The organism is Actinoplanes sp. NPDC024001 (assembly GCF_040638955.1).
Classification (GTDB): Bacteria; Actinomycetota; Actinomycetes; order Mycobacteriales; family Micromonosporaceae; genus Actinoplanes.
Map to the genome: position 1 here is coordinate 1 of NZ_JBEZZB010000016.1, position 16,265 is coordinate 16,265.

General features: G+C 71.4%; 18 protein-coding genes. 11 read left to right on the forward strand and 7 right to left on the reverse strand.

The genetic code is table 11. The features are described from left to right. Window positions 1-96: 96 nt before the first annotated feature. The 3 genes from AB0F81_RS08690 to AB0F81_RS08700 are packed head-to-tail and all read right to left on the reverse strand — an operon-like array spanning window position 97 to window position 2,503. Window positions 97-1,173, reverse strand: coding sequence for an amidoligase family protein (locus AB0F81_RS08690; RefSeq protein ID WP_360193166.1), 1,077 nt, complete (start codon window positions 1,171-1,173; stop codon window positions 97-99). After that, the gene (locus tag AB0F81_RS08695; protein WP_360193168.1) at window positions 1,170-1,988 is read right to left on the reverse strand and encodes a hypothetical protein; all 819 of its coding nucleotides are present in this window, start codon (window positions 1,986-1,988) and stop codon (window positions 1,170-1,172) included. The genes AB0F81_RS08690 and AB0F81_RS08695 overlap by 4 nt, the downstream gene beginning before the upstream one ends. After that, entirely contained in the window at window positions 1,985-2,503 is a 519-nt protein-coding gene (locus AB0F81_RS08700; RefSeq protein WP_360193171.1) for a SigE family RNA polymerase sigma factor, read from the reverse strand. The genes AB0F81_RS08695 and AB0F81_RS08700 overlap by 4 nt, the downstream gene beginning before the upstream one ends. A 118-nt stretch (window positions 2,504-2,621) precedes the next feature. Here AB0F81_RS08700 and AB0F81_RS08705 point away from each other — a divergent pair, with 118 nt between their 5' ends. Genes AB0F81_RS08705 through AB0F81_RS08715 form a run of 3 tightly spaced genes read left to right on the forward strand, consistent with a single transcriptional unit; the run spans window position 2,622 to window position 4,440 of the window. Next, window positions 2,622-2,954 (forward strand): PadR family transcriptional regulator, encoded by a 333-nt coding sequence (locus AB0F81_RS08705; RefSeq protein WP_360193174.1) that lies wholly within the window; start codon window positions 2,622-2,624, stop codon window positions 2,952-2,954. Beyond that, window positions 2,951-3,769, forward strand: coding sequence for an ABC transporter ATP-binding protein (locus AB0F81_RS08710; RefSeq protein WP_360193177.1), 819 nt, complete (start codon window positions 2,951-2,953; stop codon window positions 3,767-3,769). The genes AB0F81_RS08705 and AB0F81_RS08710 overlap by 4 nt, the downstream gene beginning before the upstream one ends. Further along, entirely contained in the window at window positions 3,766-4,440 is a 675-nt protein-coding gene (locus tag AB0F81_RS08715) for a hypothetical protein (protein WP_360193180.1), read from the forward strand. The genes AB0F81_RS08710 and AB0F81_RS08715 overlap by 4 nt, the downstream gene beginning before the upstream one ends. 44 nt (window positions 4,441-4,484) lie before the next feature. Here AB0F81_RS08715 and AB0F81_RS08720 read toward each other — a convergent pair whose 3' ends face one another. Together AB0F81_RS08720 and AB0F81_RS08725 are read right to left on the reverse strand one after the other, a co-directional pair. Next, window positions 4,485-4,919 carry a spore germination protein GerW family protein gene (locus AB0F81_RS08720; RefSeq protein WP_360193183.1) on the reverse strand — a complete coding sequence of 145 codons (435 nt, stop codon included), beginning with the start codon at window positions 4,917-4,919 and terminating at the stop codon, window positions 4,485-4,487. 50 nt (window positions 4,920-4,969) lie between these two features. Then, window positions 4,970-5,956 (reverse strand): LacI family DNA-binding transcriptional regulator, encoded by a 987-nt coding sequence (locus AB0F81_RS08725; protein WP_360193186.1) that lies wholly within the window; start codon window positions 5,954-5,956, stop codon window positions 4,970-4,972. Between the two features lie 194 nt (window positions 5,957-6,150). On the opposite strand from AB0F81_RS08725, the gene AB0F81_RS08730 reads away from it, so the two are divergent. From AB0F81_RS08730 to AB0F81_RS08745, 4 genes are read left to right on the forward strand one after another with little or no spacing between them, the layout of a single operon-like run. Further along, on the forward strand, window positions 6,151-7,008 hold the full coding sequence (locus AB0F81_RS08730; protein ID WP_360193188.1) for a sugar ABC transporter permease: 858 nt from the start codon (window positions 6,151-6,153) through the stop codon (window positions 7,006-7,008). Next, entirely contained in the window at window positions 7,005-7,889 is an 885-nt protein-coding gene (locus AB0F81_RS08735; protein ID WP_360193191.1) for a carbohydrate ABC transporter permease, read from the forward strand. Before AB0F81_RS08730 ends, AB0F81_RS08735 begins: the two co-directional genes overlap by 4 nt. 29 nt (window positions 7,890-7,918) lie before the next feature. After that, entirely contained in the window at window positions 7,919-9,259 is a 1,341-nt protein-coding gene (locus tag AB0F81_RS08740) for an extracellular solute-binding protein (RefSeq protein ID WP_360193194.1), read from the forward strand. Beyond that, complete coding sequence (locus tag AB0F81_RS08745) at window positions 9,256-11,250, forward strand: beta-galactosidase (protein ID WP_360193197.1); 1,995 nt, start codon at window positions 9,256-9,258, stop codon at window positions 11,248-11,250. Before AB0F81_RS08740 ends, AB0F81_RS08745 begins: the two co-directional genes overlap by 4 nt. 42 nt (window positions 11,251-11,292) lie before the next feature. Here the strand turns inward: AB0F81_RS08745 and AB0F81_RS08750 are convergent, their stop codons facing one another. After that, window positions 11,293-12,210 (reverse strand): AbfB domain-containing protein, encoded by a 918-nt coding sequence (locus tag AB0F81_RS08750; protein ID WP_360193200.1) that lies wholly within the window; start codon window positions 12,208-12,210, stop codon window positions 11,293-11,295. Window positions 12,211-12,546: 336 nt separating this feature from the next. Here AB0F81_RS08750 and AB0F81_RS08755 point away from each other — a divergent pair, with 336 nt between their 5' ends. Continuing rightward, on the forward strand, window positions 12,547-13,542 hold the full coding sequence (locus AB0F81_RS08755; protein ID WP_360193203.1) for a hypothetical protein: 996 nt from the start codon (window positions 12,547-12,549) through the stop codon (window positions 13,540-13,542). Between the two features lie 45 nt (window positions 13,543-13,587). After that, window positions 13,588-14,193, forward strand: a complete 606-nt coding sequence (locus AB0F81_RS08760) for a class I SAM-dependent methyltransferase (RefSeq protein ID WP_360193206.1) — start codon at window positions 13,588-13,590, stop codon at window positions 14,191-14,193. Window positions 14,194-14,320: 127 nt separating this feature from the next. On the opposite strand, the gene AB0F81_RS08765 is transcribed toward AB0F81_RS08760, so the two are convergent. Then, entirely contained in the window at window positions 14,321-14,905 is a 585-nt protein-coding gene (locus tag AB0F81_RS08765) for a helix-turn-helix domain-containing protein (RefSeq protein WP_360193209.1), read from the reverse strand. A 26-nt stretch (window positions 14,906-14,931) separates the two neighbouring features. On the opposite strand from AB0F81_RS08765, the gene AB0F81_RS08770 reads away from it, so the two are divergent. Beyond that, on the forward strand, window positions 14,932-15,348 hold the full coding sequence (locus AB0F81_RS08770; protein WP_360193212.1) for a nuclear transport factor 2 family protein: 417 nt from the start codon (window positions 14,932-14,934) through the stop codon (window positions 15,346-15,348). After that, a complete protein-coding gene (locus tag AB0F81_RS08775; RefSeq protein ID WP_360193215.1) occupies window positions 15,345-15,971 on the forward strand; it encodes a DUF1772 domain-containing protein in 627 nt (208 codons plus the stop codon). Before AB0F81_RS08770 ends, AB0F81_RS08775 begins: the two co-directional genes overlap by 4 nt. The last annotated feature ends 294 nt before the right edge of the window (window positions 15,972-16,265 follow it).

The window sequence follows — 16,265 nt, forward strand, 5'->3', positions numbered from 1 at the left end:
CGCAGGTTCGGGGTAGGACGTCGCAATCCACACCGAACCCGAAGGCCCTCGCCTATTTCAAGATCTCCCCGTCACCAACGTCCGTGGTCAGTACAGCTAACCGACCTGATCCCGTGAGGCGAGCGCCTCGGCGGCCAGCTCCAGCAGCCCCGCCGCGGCGTCCTGCGGGTCCTCCGGGGCGGGCGGGACCGGCTCCGCGGCCAGGCAGCGCTCCACCAGCAGCTCGGCCAGCGCGGCCCGGTCCACGATCTCGCCGGCGTCGATCGCGCCGGGCAGGATCCGGATCTCCACGGTGTCGCGCACCGGCGGGGTGTCGGTCAGCACCTGGGTCAGGTTGACGTCGAAGAACTTGGTGAGCCCGCCGTCCTTCGCCGCCCGCCGCAGCTGCTCGGTCGTCGGGGTGCCGGACACGGCCGCCACCAGCTCGCCGGGCAGCGGCGCGAGGCGGCGGCAGGCCGGATTCGTGGCCAGCAGCGCCCGCAGCGGCTCCCGCCAGTAGGCGAACAGCCGCACCAGGTTCGCCAGGGCGGCCGGCTCGCGGAACGGGCCGCCGTCCAGGTGCAGGTGCACGGCCGCCTCGCGGGGCACGGTGAAGCCCAGCTCGCGTGCCGGTTCGAGCAGCTCGGCGAGGGCCTTGTGGTGGTCGGAGGCCAGGGGCGGGGTGATCACCTCGCAGGGCCGCTCCCGCTCCCCGGTCAGCGGCGCCGCCAGGGCGATCGTCGCGCCGCCCTCGTCGTCGAGCCGGTAGACCGGGCCGTGCCGCTGCACCGCGGTGTCCCACAGCCGGGCCGCCGGGTCGAGCACGCCTTTCAGGCTGCCGCCCGGGTCGCACTGCGCGGCGAGCAGCCGCAGCAGCCGCCGGTCGTCGGTGAGGATCCGGAACCAGCCGGGGATCGCCGGGGCGCTCGGGGCCAGCCCGGCGAGCAGCGTGACGTCGTCGGCCAGCGTGCAGAGCAGCGCGCCGTCCGGGCGGCGCACCTCGAACGCCTGGGTCAGATGCAGGAACCGCCCCAGGCCGGGGACCAGGGACGGTTCGCTGTCGTGGTGCCAGACCGGCCGGACGGTGCCCCCGCACCGTCCGGCCAGGTCGAACGCGAGCGTGCGCCGGCTGACGCCGGGTGGCGCCATCAGCTCGATCTCGAAGCCGATACGCCGGCGCAGGCGGGCGGTCACGGCTGGATCGGCAGGGTCTCGCCGGCCAGGAGCTTCGCCCCGGCCATGACCTTGGCCTCGAACGTGTCGTCCAGCTTCCAGAGCTTCGCGAGCTGCTCGGCGTCCTTGTAGTCGTACCCGGCCTCCCAGAAGGCGTTCGCCTTCTGGGCCTTCTTGGCCTCCGCCACGTTCGCCGGCTCCGGCTTGACCGGCAGCTTCTTGCCCTCCAGCAGCCGCTTGCCGGCCTCGATCTTGGCGTCGGCGGGGTCGTCCAGCTTCCACAGTTTCGCCAGCTTGACCGCCTCGTCCCAGGTGTAGCCGGCGTTGAAGAAGGCGTCGAACCGCTTGTTCGTCTCCGGGTCGATCGGCTCCTCGGAGACCTCCGCCTCCGGCAGCGGCCTCAGCGGCAGCGTCTCGCCGGCCAGCAGCCGCCGCCCGGCCTCCGCCTTGACCAGCCCGATGTTCTCCTCCATCTGCCAGAGCTTCGCCAGCTCCACCGCGGTGGTGTAGTTGTACCCGGCGCCGAAGTAGGCGTCCCAGCGCTCCTGCAGCTCGGCCTCGGTCGGCGGGGTGGCCGACGCCGACGGGGCGGCGGCCGGGAGGATCGCGACCGGCACCGTTGCGGCCGGGCCGCCCGGAAGAATGGCGGGCAGGTTCGCCACGCCGGCGATCAGGCCGGCGCTGAGTACCGCACCACCGGCCGCCTGGACGCCACGGCGGCGCCACTTGTGCTTGCGCGCCAGCGCCTCGACCCGGGCATAGACCAATGCCGGATCAGGCGTCTGGTTCTCGTGTGTTTCGAAGGCTTCGCGCAGCCGGTCTCCGTGCTCGGTCACGACCTCTCCTCGGCGTATTCCCGCAGCTCCCGCTCGGAGGTGAGCCGGAGTGTCTTCAGTGCCTTCGACGCGTGGCTGCGCACCGTGGCCGGGCTGCAGCCGAGCAGGTCGGCGATCGCGTCGTCCTCCAGCTGCTCGTAGTAGCGCAGCACCAGGACGGCTCGTTGCCGGCGGCCCAGCAGGGCCAGGCGGTTCCACAGCGCGTCCGCCTCGACCACCCCGTCGGCGTGGTCACGGACCCCGCCGCGGGCGTCGTCGATCTCGACCAGCCGTTCCCCGGCGGCGTGCACGTGCCGGGCGGCCCAGCTGCGCCGCCAGGAGAGGTACTCGTTGAGCACCATCCGTCGCACGTACGCCTCCGGTGAGTCGGCGTCGCTGATCCGCTTCCACTTGACCTGGGTTCGGGCCAGCACCTCCTGGACGACGTCCTGCGCCAGGTCGCGGTCGCCGGTGAGGACGACCGCGTACCGCAGCAGGCTCGGGAGGCGGGCCACCGCGAATTGCTCGAAGGTCACACCCTCTTCAATGCGGCCCGGCCGTGGTTTGTGCACTCGAACTCCGAACTCTTTTTCCGGCCGGATCAAGGGTAGCCCCCACTAGGTAGGCGGACTGGTAAGCAGTTAGTCTGCCTACATGACTCCACGACCGTGGTTGCACGGCTTCCTCGACCTGTGCCTGCTCGCCATGCTGCGCGACCAGGCCGATTACGGGTATGGGCTGGCCCAGCGGCTGGCCGCGGCGGGCGTCGCCGACGTGCCCGGCGGCACGCTCTACCCGGCCCTGCTCCGGCTGGAACAGCAGGGTCTGGCCGAGCCGAGCTGGGCGCCGTCGGACGCCGGCCCGCGCCGTAAGTACTACGCGATCACCCCGGCCGGGCAGGACCTGCTGGCCGCGCAGGCCGACGAGTGGCGCCGGTTCCGCGACGGCGTCGACTCCCTGGTCGGCTCGCCCGAGGTCGCCCGATGAGCGACTGGCCCCTTCGCTTCGAGGAGGAACTGGTTCGGCTCGGCCTGCAGCCCGAGCGGGCCCGCCGGCTCAGCGCCGAGACCGCCGAGCAGGCCGGCGAGCACGGCACCGACCCGGGCCGGCTCTTCGGTCCCGCCCACCTCTATGCCCGGCACCTGGTCACCGAGCTGCAGGCCACCACGGTCACCCAGCCGCGGTACGAGGCCGGCCCGGTCATGTTGCGGCTGACCGGGGTCGCCAAGCGGTACCGGCGGCGTACCGTCTTCTCCGGTGTCGATCTGACCGTGCGCGGCGGTGAGGTCGCCGCGATCGTCGGCGCCAACGGCTGCGGCAAGTCGACCCTGCTGCGGATCTGTGCCGGGCTGACCCTGCCGGACAGCGGCACCGTGCACCGCACGCGCCGGGTCGGCTTCGTGCCGCAGGACGGCGGCACGGCCGGGTGGCTCACCGCCGAGGAACACTTCACCCTCTTCGGCGCGGCCGCCGGCATGGTGCCCCGCAAGGCGCGCTCCACCGGCACCCACCTGGCCGCCCGTCTCGCCTGGCGGCCCAGCCCGGGGCAGCCGGTGCAGCAGCTCTCCGGCGGCACCCGGCAGAAACTCAACCTGGTCCTCGGCGAGCTGCACGGGCCCGACCTGCTCCTGCTCGACGAGCCCTACCAGGGCTTCGACCAGGGGTCGTACCTGGATTTCTGGCAGCAGGTCCGGGCCTGGCGGGAGGCCGGCCGGGCGGTCGTGGTCGTCACCCACCTGCTGCACGAGCTGCGCAACGTCGATCACGTGCTCGACCTGGGCGCGGTGGGAGGAGAGCGATGACCGCGCTGGTGGTGGCCGGGCTGTCGGCCCGGGAGATGAGCCGGCGGTGGACCGCCCTGCTCCTGCTGATCTCGCTGCCGCTCTGGTTCTACCTGGTCCGCCGCGACCTGGCCGGGCAGTCGACCCGGATGTTGACCCTCGGCATCGGCTGGGCCGTCTCCACGCTGACGCTGTTCGTGGTGAACGCGGCCCGCGGCGTCGACCCGCGGCTGCGGCTGTCCGGCGCGTCGGTGGCCGACATCATCGGTGGCCGGCTGATCGCGATGAGCGGCGCGGGAGCGGCGCTGGCCCTGGGTTACTGGGCGCTCGCCGGCCTGGACCAGGACATCCTGCACCCGTGGGCGGCCGGTCTGATGATGCTGGTGACCGCGCTGGTGGCGGCGCCGTTCGGCAGCCTGGTCGGTGCGCTGCTGCCGCGCGAGCTGGAGGGGGCGCTGGCGCTGCTGAGCGTCTGCGCGGTGCAGATGCTGGCCGACCCGGCCGGGCTGGTCGCCAAATTCATGCCGTTCTGGTCGGCCCGCGAGATCGGGACGTACGCGATCGACGGCGGGTCGGCCGACATGGTCTGGCGCGGTCTCGGCCACGCGGCCGTGGTCTGGCTGCTCTGCGCCGGTGTCACCCTGGCGGTCTTCGCCCGCCGCCTGCGCGTGGCCCGGTACCCCGAACCCTGACGGTGGGGGAGTTCGGGTACCGCACCCGAACTCCCCCACGGTGGTCAGTGGTGGCGGCGCTTCTTCACTATCGAGCGGATCACCAGCAGGGCGACGATCAGGGCGAGCTGGCCGCCCGCGACGATCTTGTTGACGTCCACGGCGGGCTGCCAGGACACCGAGCCGTTCTTGATCACGTAGACGCCGGCCGGCCGGGCGGAGAAGCCGAAACCGCCGCCGGAGCCCTCGCCGTCGGGTTGCTTGCCGTTCTCCGCCGCGCTGTCGTCGGCCGTTGTGTCGCCCTCCGCCGCCCTGACGGCGGCGGCCGCCCGGCCACTGCCGGAGCCGCCCCCACCGCCGCCGCTGACCACGGCCACCGGCAGGATCAGGACACCGTCCTTCTCCACCGGGGTGCCGAAGACCCGGCCGGCCGTGGCGGTGTCGGTCGCGGACCGGGCGCGTTCCAGGATGTCGCTGCTGCTGTCGGTCTTGCGCGTCATGGAGATCACCCTCCGTGTCGAGGCCATCCCTGTCAGCCTCCACCCACGGGTCAAGGCCTGGCCGGTGCTGTGCTGCCTCTCACGATCAGCGTGGTCGGCACCAGGTCGGTGCCGGGCGCGGCCGGGCCGTCGTGGATCTGGTCGAGCAGGGAGCGCACGCAGCGCCGGCCCACCTCGGCGAAGTCCTGGTGCACGGTGGTCAGCGGCGGCAGGTAGGACCCGGCGTCCGCGATGTCGTCGAAGCCCACCACGCTCACGTCCTGCGGCACCCGCCGGCCGCACTCGTGCAGGGCGCGCAGCACGCCGAGCGCCATCTGGTCGTTGGCGGCGAAGACGGCGGTGCAGTCGGGCATGCCGGCCAGCCGCAGCCCGGCCCGGTAACCGGAGTCGGCGGACCAGTCACCGCGCTCGACCGGCGGCACCGGCCGGCCCGCCTCCTCCAGCACGGCACGCCAGGCGCCGGCCCGGCGCTCGGCGGCGAACGACTCGGCCGGCCCGGCCAGGTGCCAGACCGTACGGTGCCCGAGCTCCAGCAGGTGCTGCACCGCCTGCCGGGCCCCGTCGGCCTGGTCGGTGTCGACCACCGGGTAGCGGTCGCCGGCGTCGGAGTCGACCACCACCACGTGCACGCCGGGCGGCAGGGCCACCGCGGTGGCGTCCAGCAGGTGCACCTCGATGATCACGATGACGCCGTCGACGGCCAGCTCGCCCATCCTGGTGAACGCGCCGAGCACGTTGTCCTGGGTGGGCATGCCGACCGGGATCAGCGTTATCGCGTAACCCTCGGCGGCGGCGTGGGTGGCGATCGCCTCGACCGTGCGGCTGTTGCCGGTGGACGAGAGGCCGAAAAGGATCACGCCGATGGTGTTGAACCGGCCGTACCGCAACGAGCGGGCCGCGCTGTTGGGCCGGTAGCCGAGCTCCCGCATGGCCGTGAGGACCTGCTCGCGGGTGGACTCGACGACGCCGGGCTGGCCGTTGGCCACGCGGGACACGGTCTGCGAGGAGACCCCGGCGAGCCGGGCCACGTCGGCCATGGAGACGCGCTGCTTGCGGCGCCCGCCCGGGACGTCCGAGCCGGCGCGGAGGCGCTGAGTATCGATGGTTGGCTCCCCGCGAACCTTGACCGCTTTGGTGACGCGTGCCACTATACGGCACACACGTTTACGTAAACATCACGTCACGTGACCGAAATTGTTAACGTAAACATCGATGGGAAAGGGGCGGCGGTTTGACGCGGCGTTCCTGGATCGGCTGGAGCTTCACCGGGCCGTTCCTCGCGGTGTTCGCGCTGGTCTTCCTCGCGCCGATCGGATACTCGGCGTACCTCAGCGTCTACCGCACCCAACTGGTCGGCGGCACCGCCTTCGTCGGCCTGGAGAACTACACCAAGGCGTTCAGCGACCCGCAGTTCTGGGAGGCGCTGACCCGGGTCGGCCTCTTCCTGCTGGTCCAGGTGCCGATCATGCTCTTCCTGGCGCTGCTGATCGCGCTCGCCATCGACAGCGGCCGGCTCTACGGCGCCGGCTTCTTCCGGATCTCGGTCTTCCTTCCGTACGCGGTGCCCGCCGTGGTCGCCACCCTGATGTGGGGCTTCCTCTACGGCACCCGGATCGGGCTGGTCGGCAACATCAACGAGGCGTTCGGCGTCACGCTGCCCGACCCGCTCGCCCCCGACCTGATCCTCGCCGCGATCGGCAACATCGTGACCTGGGAGTTCGTCGGCTACAACATGATCATCCTGTACTCGGGACTGCGGGTGGTGGACACCGCGCTCTACGAGGCGGCGGCGATCGACGGCGCCGGCCAGTTCCGCATCATCCGGGCGATCAAGCTGCCGGCGCTGCGCGGGCCGCTGGTCGTCGCCACCATCTTCTCGATCATCGGCAGTTTCCAGCTCTTCAACGAGCCGCAGATCCTGGACACCATCGCGCCGAACTCGATCACCACCTACTTCACCCCGAACATCTACGCGTACCAGTTGTCCTTCACCGGACAGCAGGTCAACTACTCGGCAACCATCGCCCTGGTGATGGGGCTGGTGACCATGCTGGTGGCGTACCTCTTCCAGCGCCGGAGCCTGCGATGACCGCCGCGCCCACCATCCGCGCGTCGGCGCGCAGCGCCAGACGCCCTCGCAGCCTCACCCTCACCCTGGTCACCCTGGTGGCGCTGGTCTACAGCCTGCTGCCGCTGGTGTGGCTGCTGATCAGCGCGACCAAGACGCAGGAGGGCCTGTTCGACTCGTTCGGCCTCTGGTTCGCCGGGGACTTCGCGCTGTTCACCAACATCGCCGACACCTTCGCCTACCAGGACGGGATCTTCGGCCGCTGGCTGCTCAACACCCTGCTCTACGTGATCGTCGGGGCGGGCGGTGCGACCCTGCTGGCCGCGCTGGCCGGGTACGGGCTGGCCAAGTTCGACTTCCGCGGCCGCAAGGCGGTCTTCGCCCTGATCCTCGGCGGGATCGCGGTCCCGCCGACCGCGCTCGCCGTGCCCACCTTCCTGATGTTCGCCAAGATGGGGCTCACCGACACCCCGTGGGCGATCATCATCCCGTCGCTGGTGTCGCCGTTCGGCCTCTACCTGATGTGGACCTACTCCGCCGAGGCGGTGCCCGACGAGATCCTCGAGTCGGCCCGGGTGGACGGGGCCGGCGAGTTCCGGATCTTCTTCAAGCTGGCCCTGCCGCTGCTCGCGCCGGGTTTCGTCACCGTGCTGCTGTTCAACACCGTGGCCACCTGGAACAACTTCTTCCTGCCGCTGATCATGCTGAAGGACCCCGACCTGTTCCCGCTCACCCTCGGCCTCTACGCGTGGAACGAACAGTCCACCACGGTCGGCGGGGACGTCGTCTACCACCTCGTGATCACCGGTTCGCTGCTCACCATCGTCCCGCTCATCGTGGCGTTCCTGCTGCTCCAGCGTTACTGGCAGTCGGGTCTCGCCGCGGGAAGCGTCAAGCAGTAGTACCCCCGTCCCGAAGAAGGGAAGCGCCCATGATGATCACCCGCCGGCGCGCGCTCCTCGGCGCCGCCCTGTCGATAACCCTCCTGGCCGCCGGCTGCGGCGGCTCCGACGACGCCGACAACGGCGGCGCGGCCGGCACCACCGTCTCCGAGGCGGACGTGACGGCCGCCCTGGAAGCCGGTGGCAGCATCAAGGTCTGGGCCTGGGAGCCGACCCTCAAGCAGGTCGTCGCCGACTTCCAGAAGAAGTACCCCAAGGTCAAGGTGGAGCTGGTCAACTCCGGCACCGGCAACGACGCGTACACCGCACTGCAGAACGCGATCCAGGCCGGCACCGGGATCCCGGACGTGGCGCAGATCGAGTACTTCGCGCTGCCGCAGTTCGCCCTCGCCAAGAACGTCACCGACCTGAACACGTTCGGCGCGGCCGGACTGGACGGCACGTTCACGCCGGGCACCTGGAACTCGGTGCACGCCGGCAAGGCGATCTACGGCCTGCCGATGGACTCCGGCCCGATGGCGCTCTTCTACAACAAGGAGGTCTTCGACAAGCACGGCATCGCCGTGCCGGCCACCTGGGCGGAGTACGCGGCGGCCGCGGAGAAGCTGCACGCCGCCGACCCGAAGGCCTACATCACCAGCGACAGCGGCGACGCCGGCTTCACCACCAGCATGATCTGGCAGGCGGGCGGCAAGCCGTACACCGTCGACGGCACCAACGTCGGCGTCAACTTCGCCGACCCCGGTACGCAGAAGTTCACCAGCATGTGGCAGCCGCTGATCGACAAGAAGCTGCTCAGCCCGGTCCCCGGCTGGAGCGAGGGCTGGTACCAGGGCCTCGCCGACGGCACCATCGCCTCCCTGGTGATCGGCGCCTGGATGCCGGCCAACCTGGAGTCCGGCGTGAAGGCGGGCAACGGCAAGTGGCGGGTCGCGCCGATGCCGCAATGGGAGGCCGGTGGCAAGGCCACCTCCGAGAACGGCGGCAGCTCCATCGCCATCCCGGAGAAGGCCACCAACAAAACCCTTGCGTACGCCTTCGTCAAGTACGCGACCGTGGAGGAGGGCGCCGCCACCCGTTCCGCGAACGGCGCGTTCCCGGCCACCACCAAGGAGCTCAGCTCGCCGGAGTTCGTGGGCAAGGAGTTCCCGTACTTCGGCGGCCAGAAGGTCAACGAGGTTCTCGCCGCGTCCGCCGGGCAGGTCGTCCCCGGCTGGTCGTACCTGCCGTTCCAGGTCTACGCCAACAGTGTCTACGGCGACACCGTGGGTAAGGCCTATCTCGGGCAGGGAACCCTGCAGGACGGACTCAAGTCCTGGCAGGACGCATCGGTCAAGTACGGCCAGGAACAGGGCTTCACGATTAAATGACATCGAGCAACGTTCAACCGCTCCGGCGCTGGCTCCGCCGCGCCGGAGCGGCGCGTCTGGAGTTCGGCGCCGACTACAACCCCGAGCAGTGGCCACGCGAGGTCTGGGACGACGACGTACGGGCGATGCGCGAGGCCGGCGTCACCGTCGTCTCCCTGGCGATCTTCTCCTGGGCGCGGCTGCAGCCCCGGGAGGGCGAGTACGACTTCGCGTGGCTGGACGAGGTGATGGACCTGCTGCACGCCGGCGGCATCTCGGTCGACCTGGCCACCGCGACCGCCTCACCGCCGCCGTGGCTGACCGCGAAGCACCCGGAGATCCTCCCGGTCAACCGGCAGGGCGAGACAGTGTGGCCGGGCGCCCGGCAGCACTGGCGGCCCACCTCACCGGTCTTCCGCCGGCACGCGCTGGCGCTGGTCCGGGCCCTCGCCACCCGCTATGCCGACCACCCGGCGCTGGTCGCCTGGCACGTCAACAACGAGCTGGGCTGCCACAACGTCTACGACTACTCCGACGACGCGGCGGTCGCCTTCCGCGACTGGCTGCGCCGCCGCTACGACACGATCGAGGCGCTGAACGACGCCTGGGGCACCGCATTCTGGTCCCAGCGCTACGACACCTTCGACGAGATCCTGCCGCCGAGGATCGCCGCCTCGCACCCGAACCCGACCCAGCAGCTCGACTTCAAACGGTTCTCCTCGGACGCGCTCAAGGACCACCTGCGGGCCGAGCGCGACCTGCTCCGGGAGATCACCCCGGACGTGCCGGTCACCACGAACTTCATGGTGATGGGCCTGATGAACCCGATGAACTACGCCGACTGGGCGGCCGAGGTCGACTTCGTCTCGAACGACCACTACGTGGTGCCCGGCCCGCAGGCCCGCGACGAGCTCTCCTTCTCGGCCAACCTGACCGGCAACATCGCCGGCGGCCGGCCCTGGTTCCTGATGGAGCACTCGACCAGCGCGGTCAACTGGCAGCCGGTCAACCTGGCGAAGAAGCCCGGCGAGCTGGCCCGCGACTCGCTCACCCACGTGGCGCACGGCGCCGACGCGGTCTGCTTCTTCCAGTGGCGGCAGTCGAAGGCCGGCGCGGAGAAGTACCACTCGGCGATGCTGCCGCACGCGGGCCGCGACAGCGCGGTCTTCCGGGCGGTCACCGAGCTGGGCGAACGGCTGCGGGAGCTGGCCCCGGTGGCCGGTTCCGAGCGCCGCCGCGCCGAGGTCGGGATCGTCTTCGACTGGGAGTCGTGGTGGGTGTCCGAGCACGACTCACACCCGAGCGACCGGCTGCGCTACCGGCAGGAGGCCCTGGACTGGTACACCGCGCTGCTCAACCAGGGTGTGCGCGTGGACGTGGTGCCGACCGGCGGGCCGCTGGAGAGTTACCGGGTGCTGATCGCGCCGATCCTGCACGTCGTGCCGGGCGCGCTGGCGGAGCGGCTCACCGCGTACGTGACCGGTGGTGGGCACCTGATCACCACGTACTTCTCCGGGATCGTGGACGAGAACGACCACGTGTGGCTAGGCGGATATCCGGGCGCGCTGCGGGACCTGCTCGGCATCCGGATCGAGGAGTTCGCGCCGCTGCTCGACGCGGAGAGCGTGGAACTGGACAACGGCACCACCGGCACGCTCTGGACCGACCGGATCGACGTCGCCGGCGACACCGAGGTCATCGCCCGGTACAAGACGGGTGAGCAGGCGGAACGGGCGGCGATCACCCGTCGTGCGGTGGGGGAGGGGACGGCGGCGTACATCTCCACCCGGCTCGGCCCGGACGGGCTGACCAGCGTGCTGCCGGACCTGCTGGCCCCGGCCGGGGTCGGCAGCGAGCTGCCGCCCGGCCTGCGCGGGCCGGTGGAGCTGGCCGTCCGGGGCGACCACTGGTTCCTGATCAACCGCACCGACCTGCCGGTCGACCTCGGTGACCTGGCCGGCGCCCCGGCGACGCTGGAACCGCGCGGCGTGGTGGTCCTGCGACGGGACTGACGGGTGATGCCCCGGCCGGAGGGCCCTGGCCGGGGCACCACGTCAGAGCGGCGACCGGGGCATGAACCCGGTCGCCGTCTCCGCGGCGCCCTCGCGGAGAACGAGCCGGTCGCCGTCGGCGACCACGTGATGGCCCGGATAATTGACGGCGCGCAACGCCAGGGCGGAGTTCCCCTGAATGGCGACCGTGCAGAAAGTGGCGTCCTGATCGAACAGTTCCGTGCGGTCGGAACGGTCCAGCCGGATTTCGAAGTTCCGGTGCCGGAGAAAATATCCGGGAAAGTTTACTGATTCCAAAGAGAAGCAGTTCGCATTCGCCAGGCCGGGGCGCACGGCGAACCGGGAGTCGGCACGGTCCACCTCGCTGCTCGTGGCGGCGACCGGGTCGAGCCGGCCCCGGAACTCCCGGTGCCGCACCCGGACGCCGGGGTGGCCGGCCGCCTCCAGCCCGACCGTGGACCCGGCGGCCAGCGAGGGTGCCGCCGGGGACGGGGTGCGCGACGCGGAGGGTTTCGCCGGGCTCGGTCGGTGGGACCTGCCGTGCGTCGTGCCGGCCGGTGAGGACGGCGTCACCGGCTTGGACGCGCTGGTGGCGCTCGGCTTGGGCAGCAGCGAGATGGTGCCGGTCGGGGCGGGGGACGCCGCCGACGAGGCGGGCACCGGTGGCCAGACGAACTCGGTCTGCGCCGAGACCTGCGCGGGGCTCTCGTCGCCGTCGAGGGCGAAGGTGACCGCGGCGGCGGTGGCGCACCCGAGGGCCAGGGCGGCGGCCACCAGCAGGCGGGTGCGGGACGGTGTCGCGCGGCTCCGGCCGGGACCGAGAGCGCGGCGCTCGGCGCCGCGGGGAAGAGCCGGTCGTGCCGCCGGGCGGATCCGTGGGGAAGGCGCCGAGCCGTCCGCTGAATAGGGCGGAACCCAGCCACCGACCCGGAGCCCGTCCCGGGTTTCGTCTTCCGGCATCAAATTCACTCTCTGCAGACGACTTAATGTTTTGATAATGATCTACCGGTATTGGTGACGGAGGGCAAGGGGTTGTTCGCCGACAATTGATTTGGGAGCGATCCCAGTCGAACCGATCGGACCTCGCGTCCGTATCCCGTTGCGGAACCGCCTCCGCTTCCCTTCGGCGGCGGGTGGCCGCACCGAGGAGAGCGCGTGGACAGTCCAGTTGCCGATGCCCGATCCGTACCCGCCACGTCAGCCGACACTTCGCCCTCAACAGACACTTCGGATCTTCCGCCTTCGGGCGTTGTTCCGGATGTCTCGTCTTCGGCCGGCGGGGCCGCGGGGCCGGAAGTGCCGAACATCGCCGACTACTGGCCTGACGCGCCGCAGCGCCTCGGGCCGGCGGCCGACCACTACGAGCTGCCCGGCACCGAACCGGACCGGACCGCGCCGCCCTGGCACGCGCTGGCCGGCCCGGACCCGGCCGGGCCGCCGGCCGGAGGATTCCGCTCCTCGCCCGATCGCGTCACCGTGGAGATCCCGGCGGGCGTGCGGCCCGGCCGCTCGCTCGGCAGATCCGCCCTGGTCCTCGCCGCTCTGCTCGCCGTCGGCGCCACCGTGGCCTGGGTGCTCTTCCGGCCCACCGCCGAAACGCCCGCCCCGCCCATCTTCGCCGGGGGAGCGGCCACCCCCGTTCCGTCCGCCGCCGTGACCGGGAACCCGCCCGTCTCCATCGGCACCCCACCGCCGAGCCCGCCACCGCCGGCGCCCGTCACACCCGAGGCCGCGGTCTTCGAGTTCGTCGACAACACCACCGAGATCACCGTGACGATCGGCAAGGTCGCCGACGGCTGGTTCCGGATCACCTCACCGCGCGGCAGCGGCGTGACCCCGAGTGTCCAGGTGGACGGCACGACGCTGCGGGCCGGCATCGAACCCACCGGAAAGAAAGGCTCCGCCCGCATCGACGTGGTGCTCAGCGACAAGGTCGACTGGACCATCCGGACCCGCGGCGGCTTCCGCAACGCCACCCTCGACCTGACCGGTGGCACCCTCGACCGGGTCGACCTGCTCGGCGGCTTCGCCCGGCTCGACCTGGCCCTGCCCCGGCAGCGGGCCGCCCTGCCGATCGTGCTGAGCGGCGGCGTCCGCGAGTGGCGGATCACCACCGACGGCGAGGTGCCGATCCGGTCCGCGTTCCGGCGCGGTGCGGGCGTCGTCTCCCTCTACGGCGACCGTGACAAGGGGGTGGACCGCGGCACCGAACTGCGCACCGGCGACGGGCCCGGCGGGATCGACCTCAACGCGGAAGCCGGCGTCGGCGCGTTGACCGTCGTCGCTCGGTGACCACCCGGCTGACGGCGTCGCTCGCGGGTTCGGCACAATTCCGGCGTGACACGAGCAGAGGGCGACGCCGTACCGCCGGAGACCACCGTCTCCCTGGACTACTTCACCGGGCTCTACCTGGCGAAGGACGACCCGTGGGACGTCGCGACCAAGTGGCACAACCAGCGCAAGTATGCCGTCACCCTGGCCAGCCTGCCGCGCGAGCGCTACCGCCGATGCTACGAGCCGGGCGCGTCGATCGGCCTGTTCACCCGGATGCTGGCACCACGCTGCGACGAGATCCTCGCCGTCGACAGCGTCGAGGAGGCCGTCCAGCAGGCTCGGCAGAACACCGCCGATCTGCCGAACGTCCGGGTGGAGCGCGCCCTGCTTCCCGCCGACCTGCCGGACGGCACGTTCGACCTGATCGTCATCGGTGACCTGCTCTACTACCTCTCCGCCGCCGACCTGGAGGCTTTCCTGGCCGGCATCGTGGAGCGGCTGGAAGTCGGTGGCGACATCGTCGCCCTGCACTTCCGCGACCGCCAGAACCCCGGCAACTACGACGGGTTCAACGTGCACGCCGCGCTGGCCGCCCGGCCGGGACTGGAGCCGGTCGTCCACCACGAGGACGACTGGTTCGTGCTCGACACCCTGCGCCGCACCGCCTGACCGCGCCGCACCGCTTGGCATGGGCCGCGCTGCCTGGCTGCGCTGGCCCGCTTGGCTGCGTCGCGCTGCCTGGCTGCGCTGGCCCGCTTGGGTGTGCCGCCCGCCTGGCTGCGCCGCGCCGTCTGGCTCAGCGTTGGGCGAGCCGCAGGACGCTCTCCCGGAACGCCGCCCCGGCCGCCTCCGGCGACATCCGCCCGGCGGTGACCTCCTGGCCCGCGGCGTGTCCGAGACTGATCGTCGCGGCCACCAGCCAGCCGGTCCCGTGGGCGCTGGTGAACTCGCCCGTCCTGCGTCCCTGCTCGACGATCTCGGTCAGCCGTTCCGTGATCGGCAGGTGCCGTTCGTGCTCGTCGGTGGTGTCACCCGTGGGTAGCGAAACCGTGAGCAGCAGCTGGTAGCGGCCGATGATCCCCCAGCTCACGGTCAGCCACTCGCGCAGGGCCTCGGTCGCCGCTTCCCGCACGTCGATGGCGTTCAGCGCGGCGACGGTCTCCGCCGTGATCCGCTCAGTGATCGCGACGAGCAACGCTTCCCGTGAGGAGTAGTGGGCGTACACGGTCTGCCGCGCCACCCCAGCCGCCGCCGCGATCTCCTCCATGCTGGCGTCCGCGCGCCGCCCGAGCAGCTCGATCGCGGCATCGATGATCGCCGCGCGGCTGCGCTGGGCGTCAGCCCGCGGCCGACGGCCCGGCTTTCCGGATAGCTCTGACACGGTTGTCAAGCTTAGCGCCACAGCTTATGTTGGACATCGCTGTCAGAGTTCTGCCGTCGCTGGAGGAACCGATGCTCAGCTTCACCGATTACCTGACCCGCTATCCCGCTGAGATGGGCCTCGGCACCGAGCCCGCCGAGACGGTCTTCGACCGCTACCACGTCCCGGACTTCGTCCTGCGCAACGACGGCCTGCTGATGGACCGCGACCGGCTGATCGCCCACGCCCGCCCGGCCCGCCGCAACGCGACCGCGGTCTCCGTCGACGTCCACCAGGTCCTGACCGCCGGCGACCAGGCCGCCGCGCGCTACACGCTCACCGCCCAGCTCCGGCAGGGCAAGACGTTCTCCGCCGAGATCTACGCCTTCGGCACCCTCGCCCCCGACGGCCGCCTCGCCCTACTCGACCAGGTGACCCGCACCCTGCCCGGCGACGGGCAATGATCCGCCCGCTGGCCCTGCTCTGCACCGGCCTCCTGGCCGGAGCCTTCGGCTACACCCAGTTCAGCGTCGTGCCGACGTTCGACGCGGTGCCGCTGGCCGTGCACCTCCCCTTCCGCGTCGAGCTGATGTCCATGAACAGCATCGTCATGCAAAGCCTGATGGCGCTCGGCTTCGTCACCTCACTCTGGTACACCCTGACGCTCCCGAAGCAGCCCTCCAGCCCACCGGCGCCGACGGGCCGCACTCGCCTCGCCGCCGTTATCGCGGCTGCGCCGCCGACCAGCCGCACTCGCCTCGCCGCCGTTATAGCGGCTGCGGCGCGGACGAACCGTGCTCGCCTCGCCGCAGCGGCCGCACCGGCGTTGGTCGCCGCGTCCTTCCTGATCACCCGCTTCGGCAACGTGCCGATCAACCAGGAGATCCGCGGCTGGTCACCGAGCGATCCGCCGTCCGGCTACGCCGACCGCCTGGACCGCTGGGAACTCTTCCACGACCTGCGCACGGCGACCGCGGTCGCCGCTTTCCTGATCCTGCTGCTGGTCACCGAACACCAAACCCGCAGCCGTACGCCCCAAGCCGCGCCCCCCGCCACGTCTCCCCACCCGACCGACCGTCCCATGTGAAGTGAGCCCGCGGAACCCGGCAGAAGGACTCCCCGGTCAACGCTGGAACAGCTTGGCCGACCGCCAGCGTCGTCTCCGGCCGGCCGAAGCAGCTCTCAGGCGCAGCTGGGCGAACCCGCTGGCGGTCAGTGTCGGCTCTGGCCGGTCGAGGCAGCTCTCAGGTGCAGCCGGAGGCGCCGGCTGGCGGTCAGTGTCGGCTCTGGCCGGTCGAGGCAGCTCTCAGGTGCAGCCGGAGGCGCTGGCTGGCGGCCGGTGTCGGCTCTGGCTGGTTGGGGCAGCTCTCGGGTGCAGCTG

Excerpts from the sequence above, each read along its gene's own strand:
- AB0F81_RS08705 (WP_360193174.1), top strand. The coding sequence starts at position 2,622 with ATGACTCCACGACCGTGGTTGCACGGCTTCCTCGACCTGTGCCTGCTC.
- AB0F81_RS08710 (WP_360193177.1), top strand. The coding sequence starts at position 2,951 with ATGAGCGACTGGCCCCTTCGCTTCGAGGAGGAACTGGTTCGGCTCGGC.
- AB0F81_RS08715 (WP_360193180.1), top strand. The coding sequence starts at position 3,766 with ATGACCGCGCTGGTGGTGGCCGGGCTGTCGGCCCGGGAGATGAGCCGG.
- AB0F81_RS08720 (WP_360193183.1), bottom strand. The coding sequence starts at position 4,919 with ATGACGCGCAAGACCGACAGCAGCAGCGACATCCTGGAACGCGCCCGG.
- AB0F81_RS08725 (WP_360193186.1), bottom strand. The coding sequence starts at position 5,956 with ATGGCCGACGTGGCCCGGCTCGCCGGGGTCTCCTCGCAGACCGTGTCC.
- AB0F81_RS08735 (WP_360193191.1), top strand. The coding sequence starts at position 7,005 with ATGACCGCCGCGCCCACCATCCGCGCGTCGGCGCGCAGCGCCAGACGC.
- AB0F81_RS08740 (WP_360193194.1), top strand. The coding sequence starts at position 7,919 with ATGATGATCACCCGCCGGCGCGCGCTCCTCGGCGCCGCCCTGTCGATA.
- AB0F81_RS08745 (WP_360193197.1), top strand. The coding sequence starts at position 9,256 with ATGACATCGAGCAACGTTCAACCGCTCCGGCGCTGGCTCCGCCGCGCC.
- AB0F81_RS08750 (WP_360193200.1), bottom strand. The coding sequence starts at position 12,210 with ATGCCGGAAGACGAAACCCGGGACGGGCTCCGGGTCGGTGGCTGGGTT.
- AB0F81_RS08770 (WP_360193212.1), top strand. The coding sequence starts at position 14,932 with ATGTTGGACATCGCTGTCAGAGTTCTGCCGTCGCTGGAGGAACCGATG.
- AB0F81_RS08775 (WP_360193215.1), top strand. The coding sequence starts at position 15,345 with ATGATCCGCCCGCTGGCCCTGCTCTGCACCGGCCTCCTGGCCGGAGCC.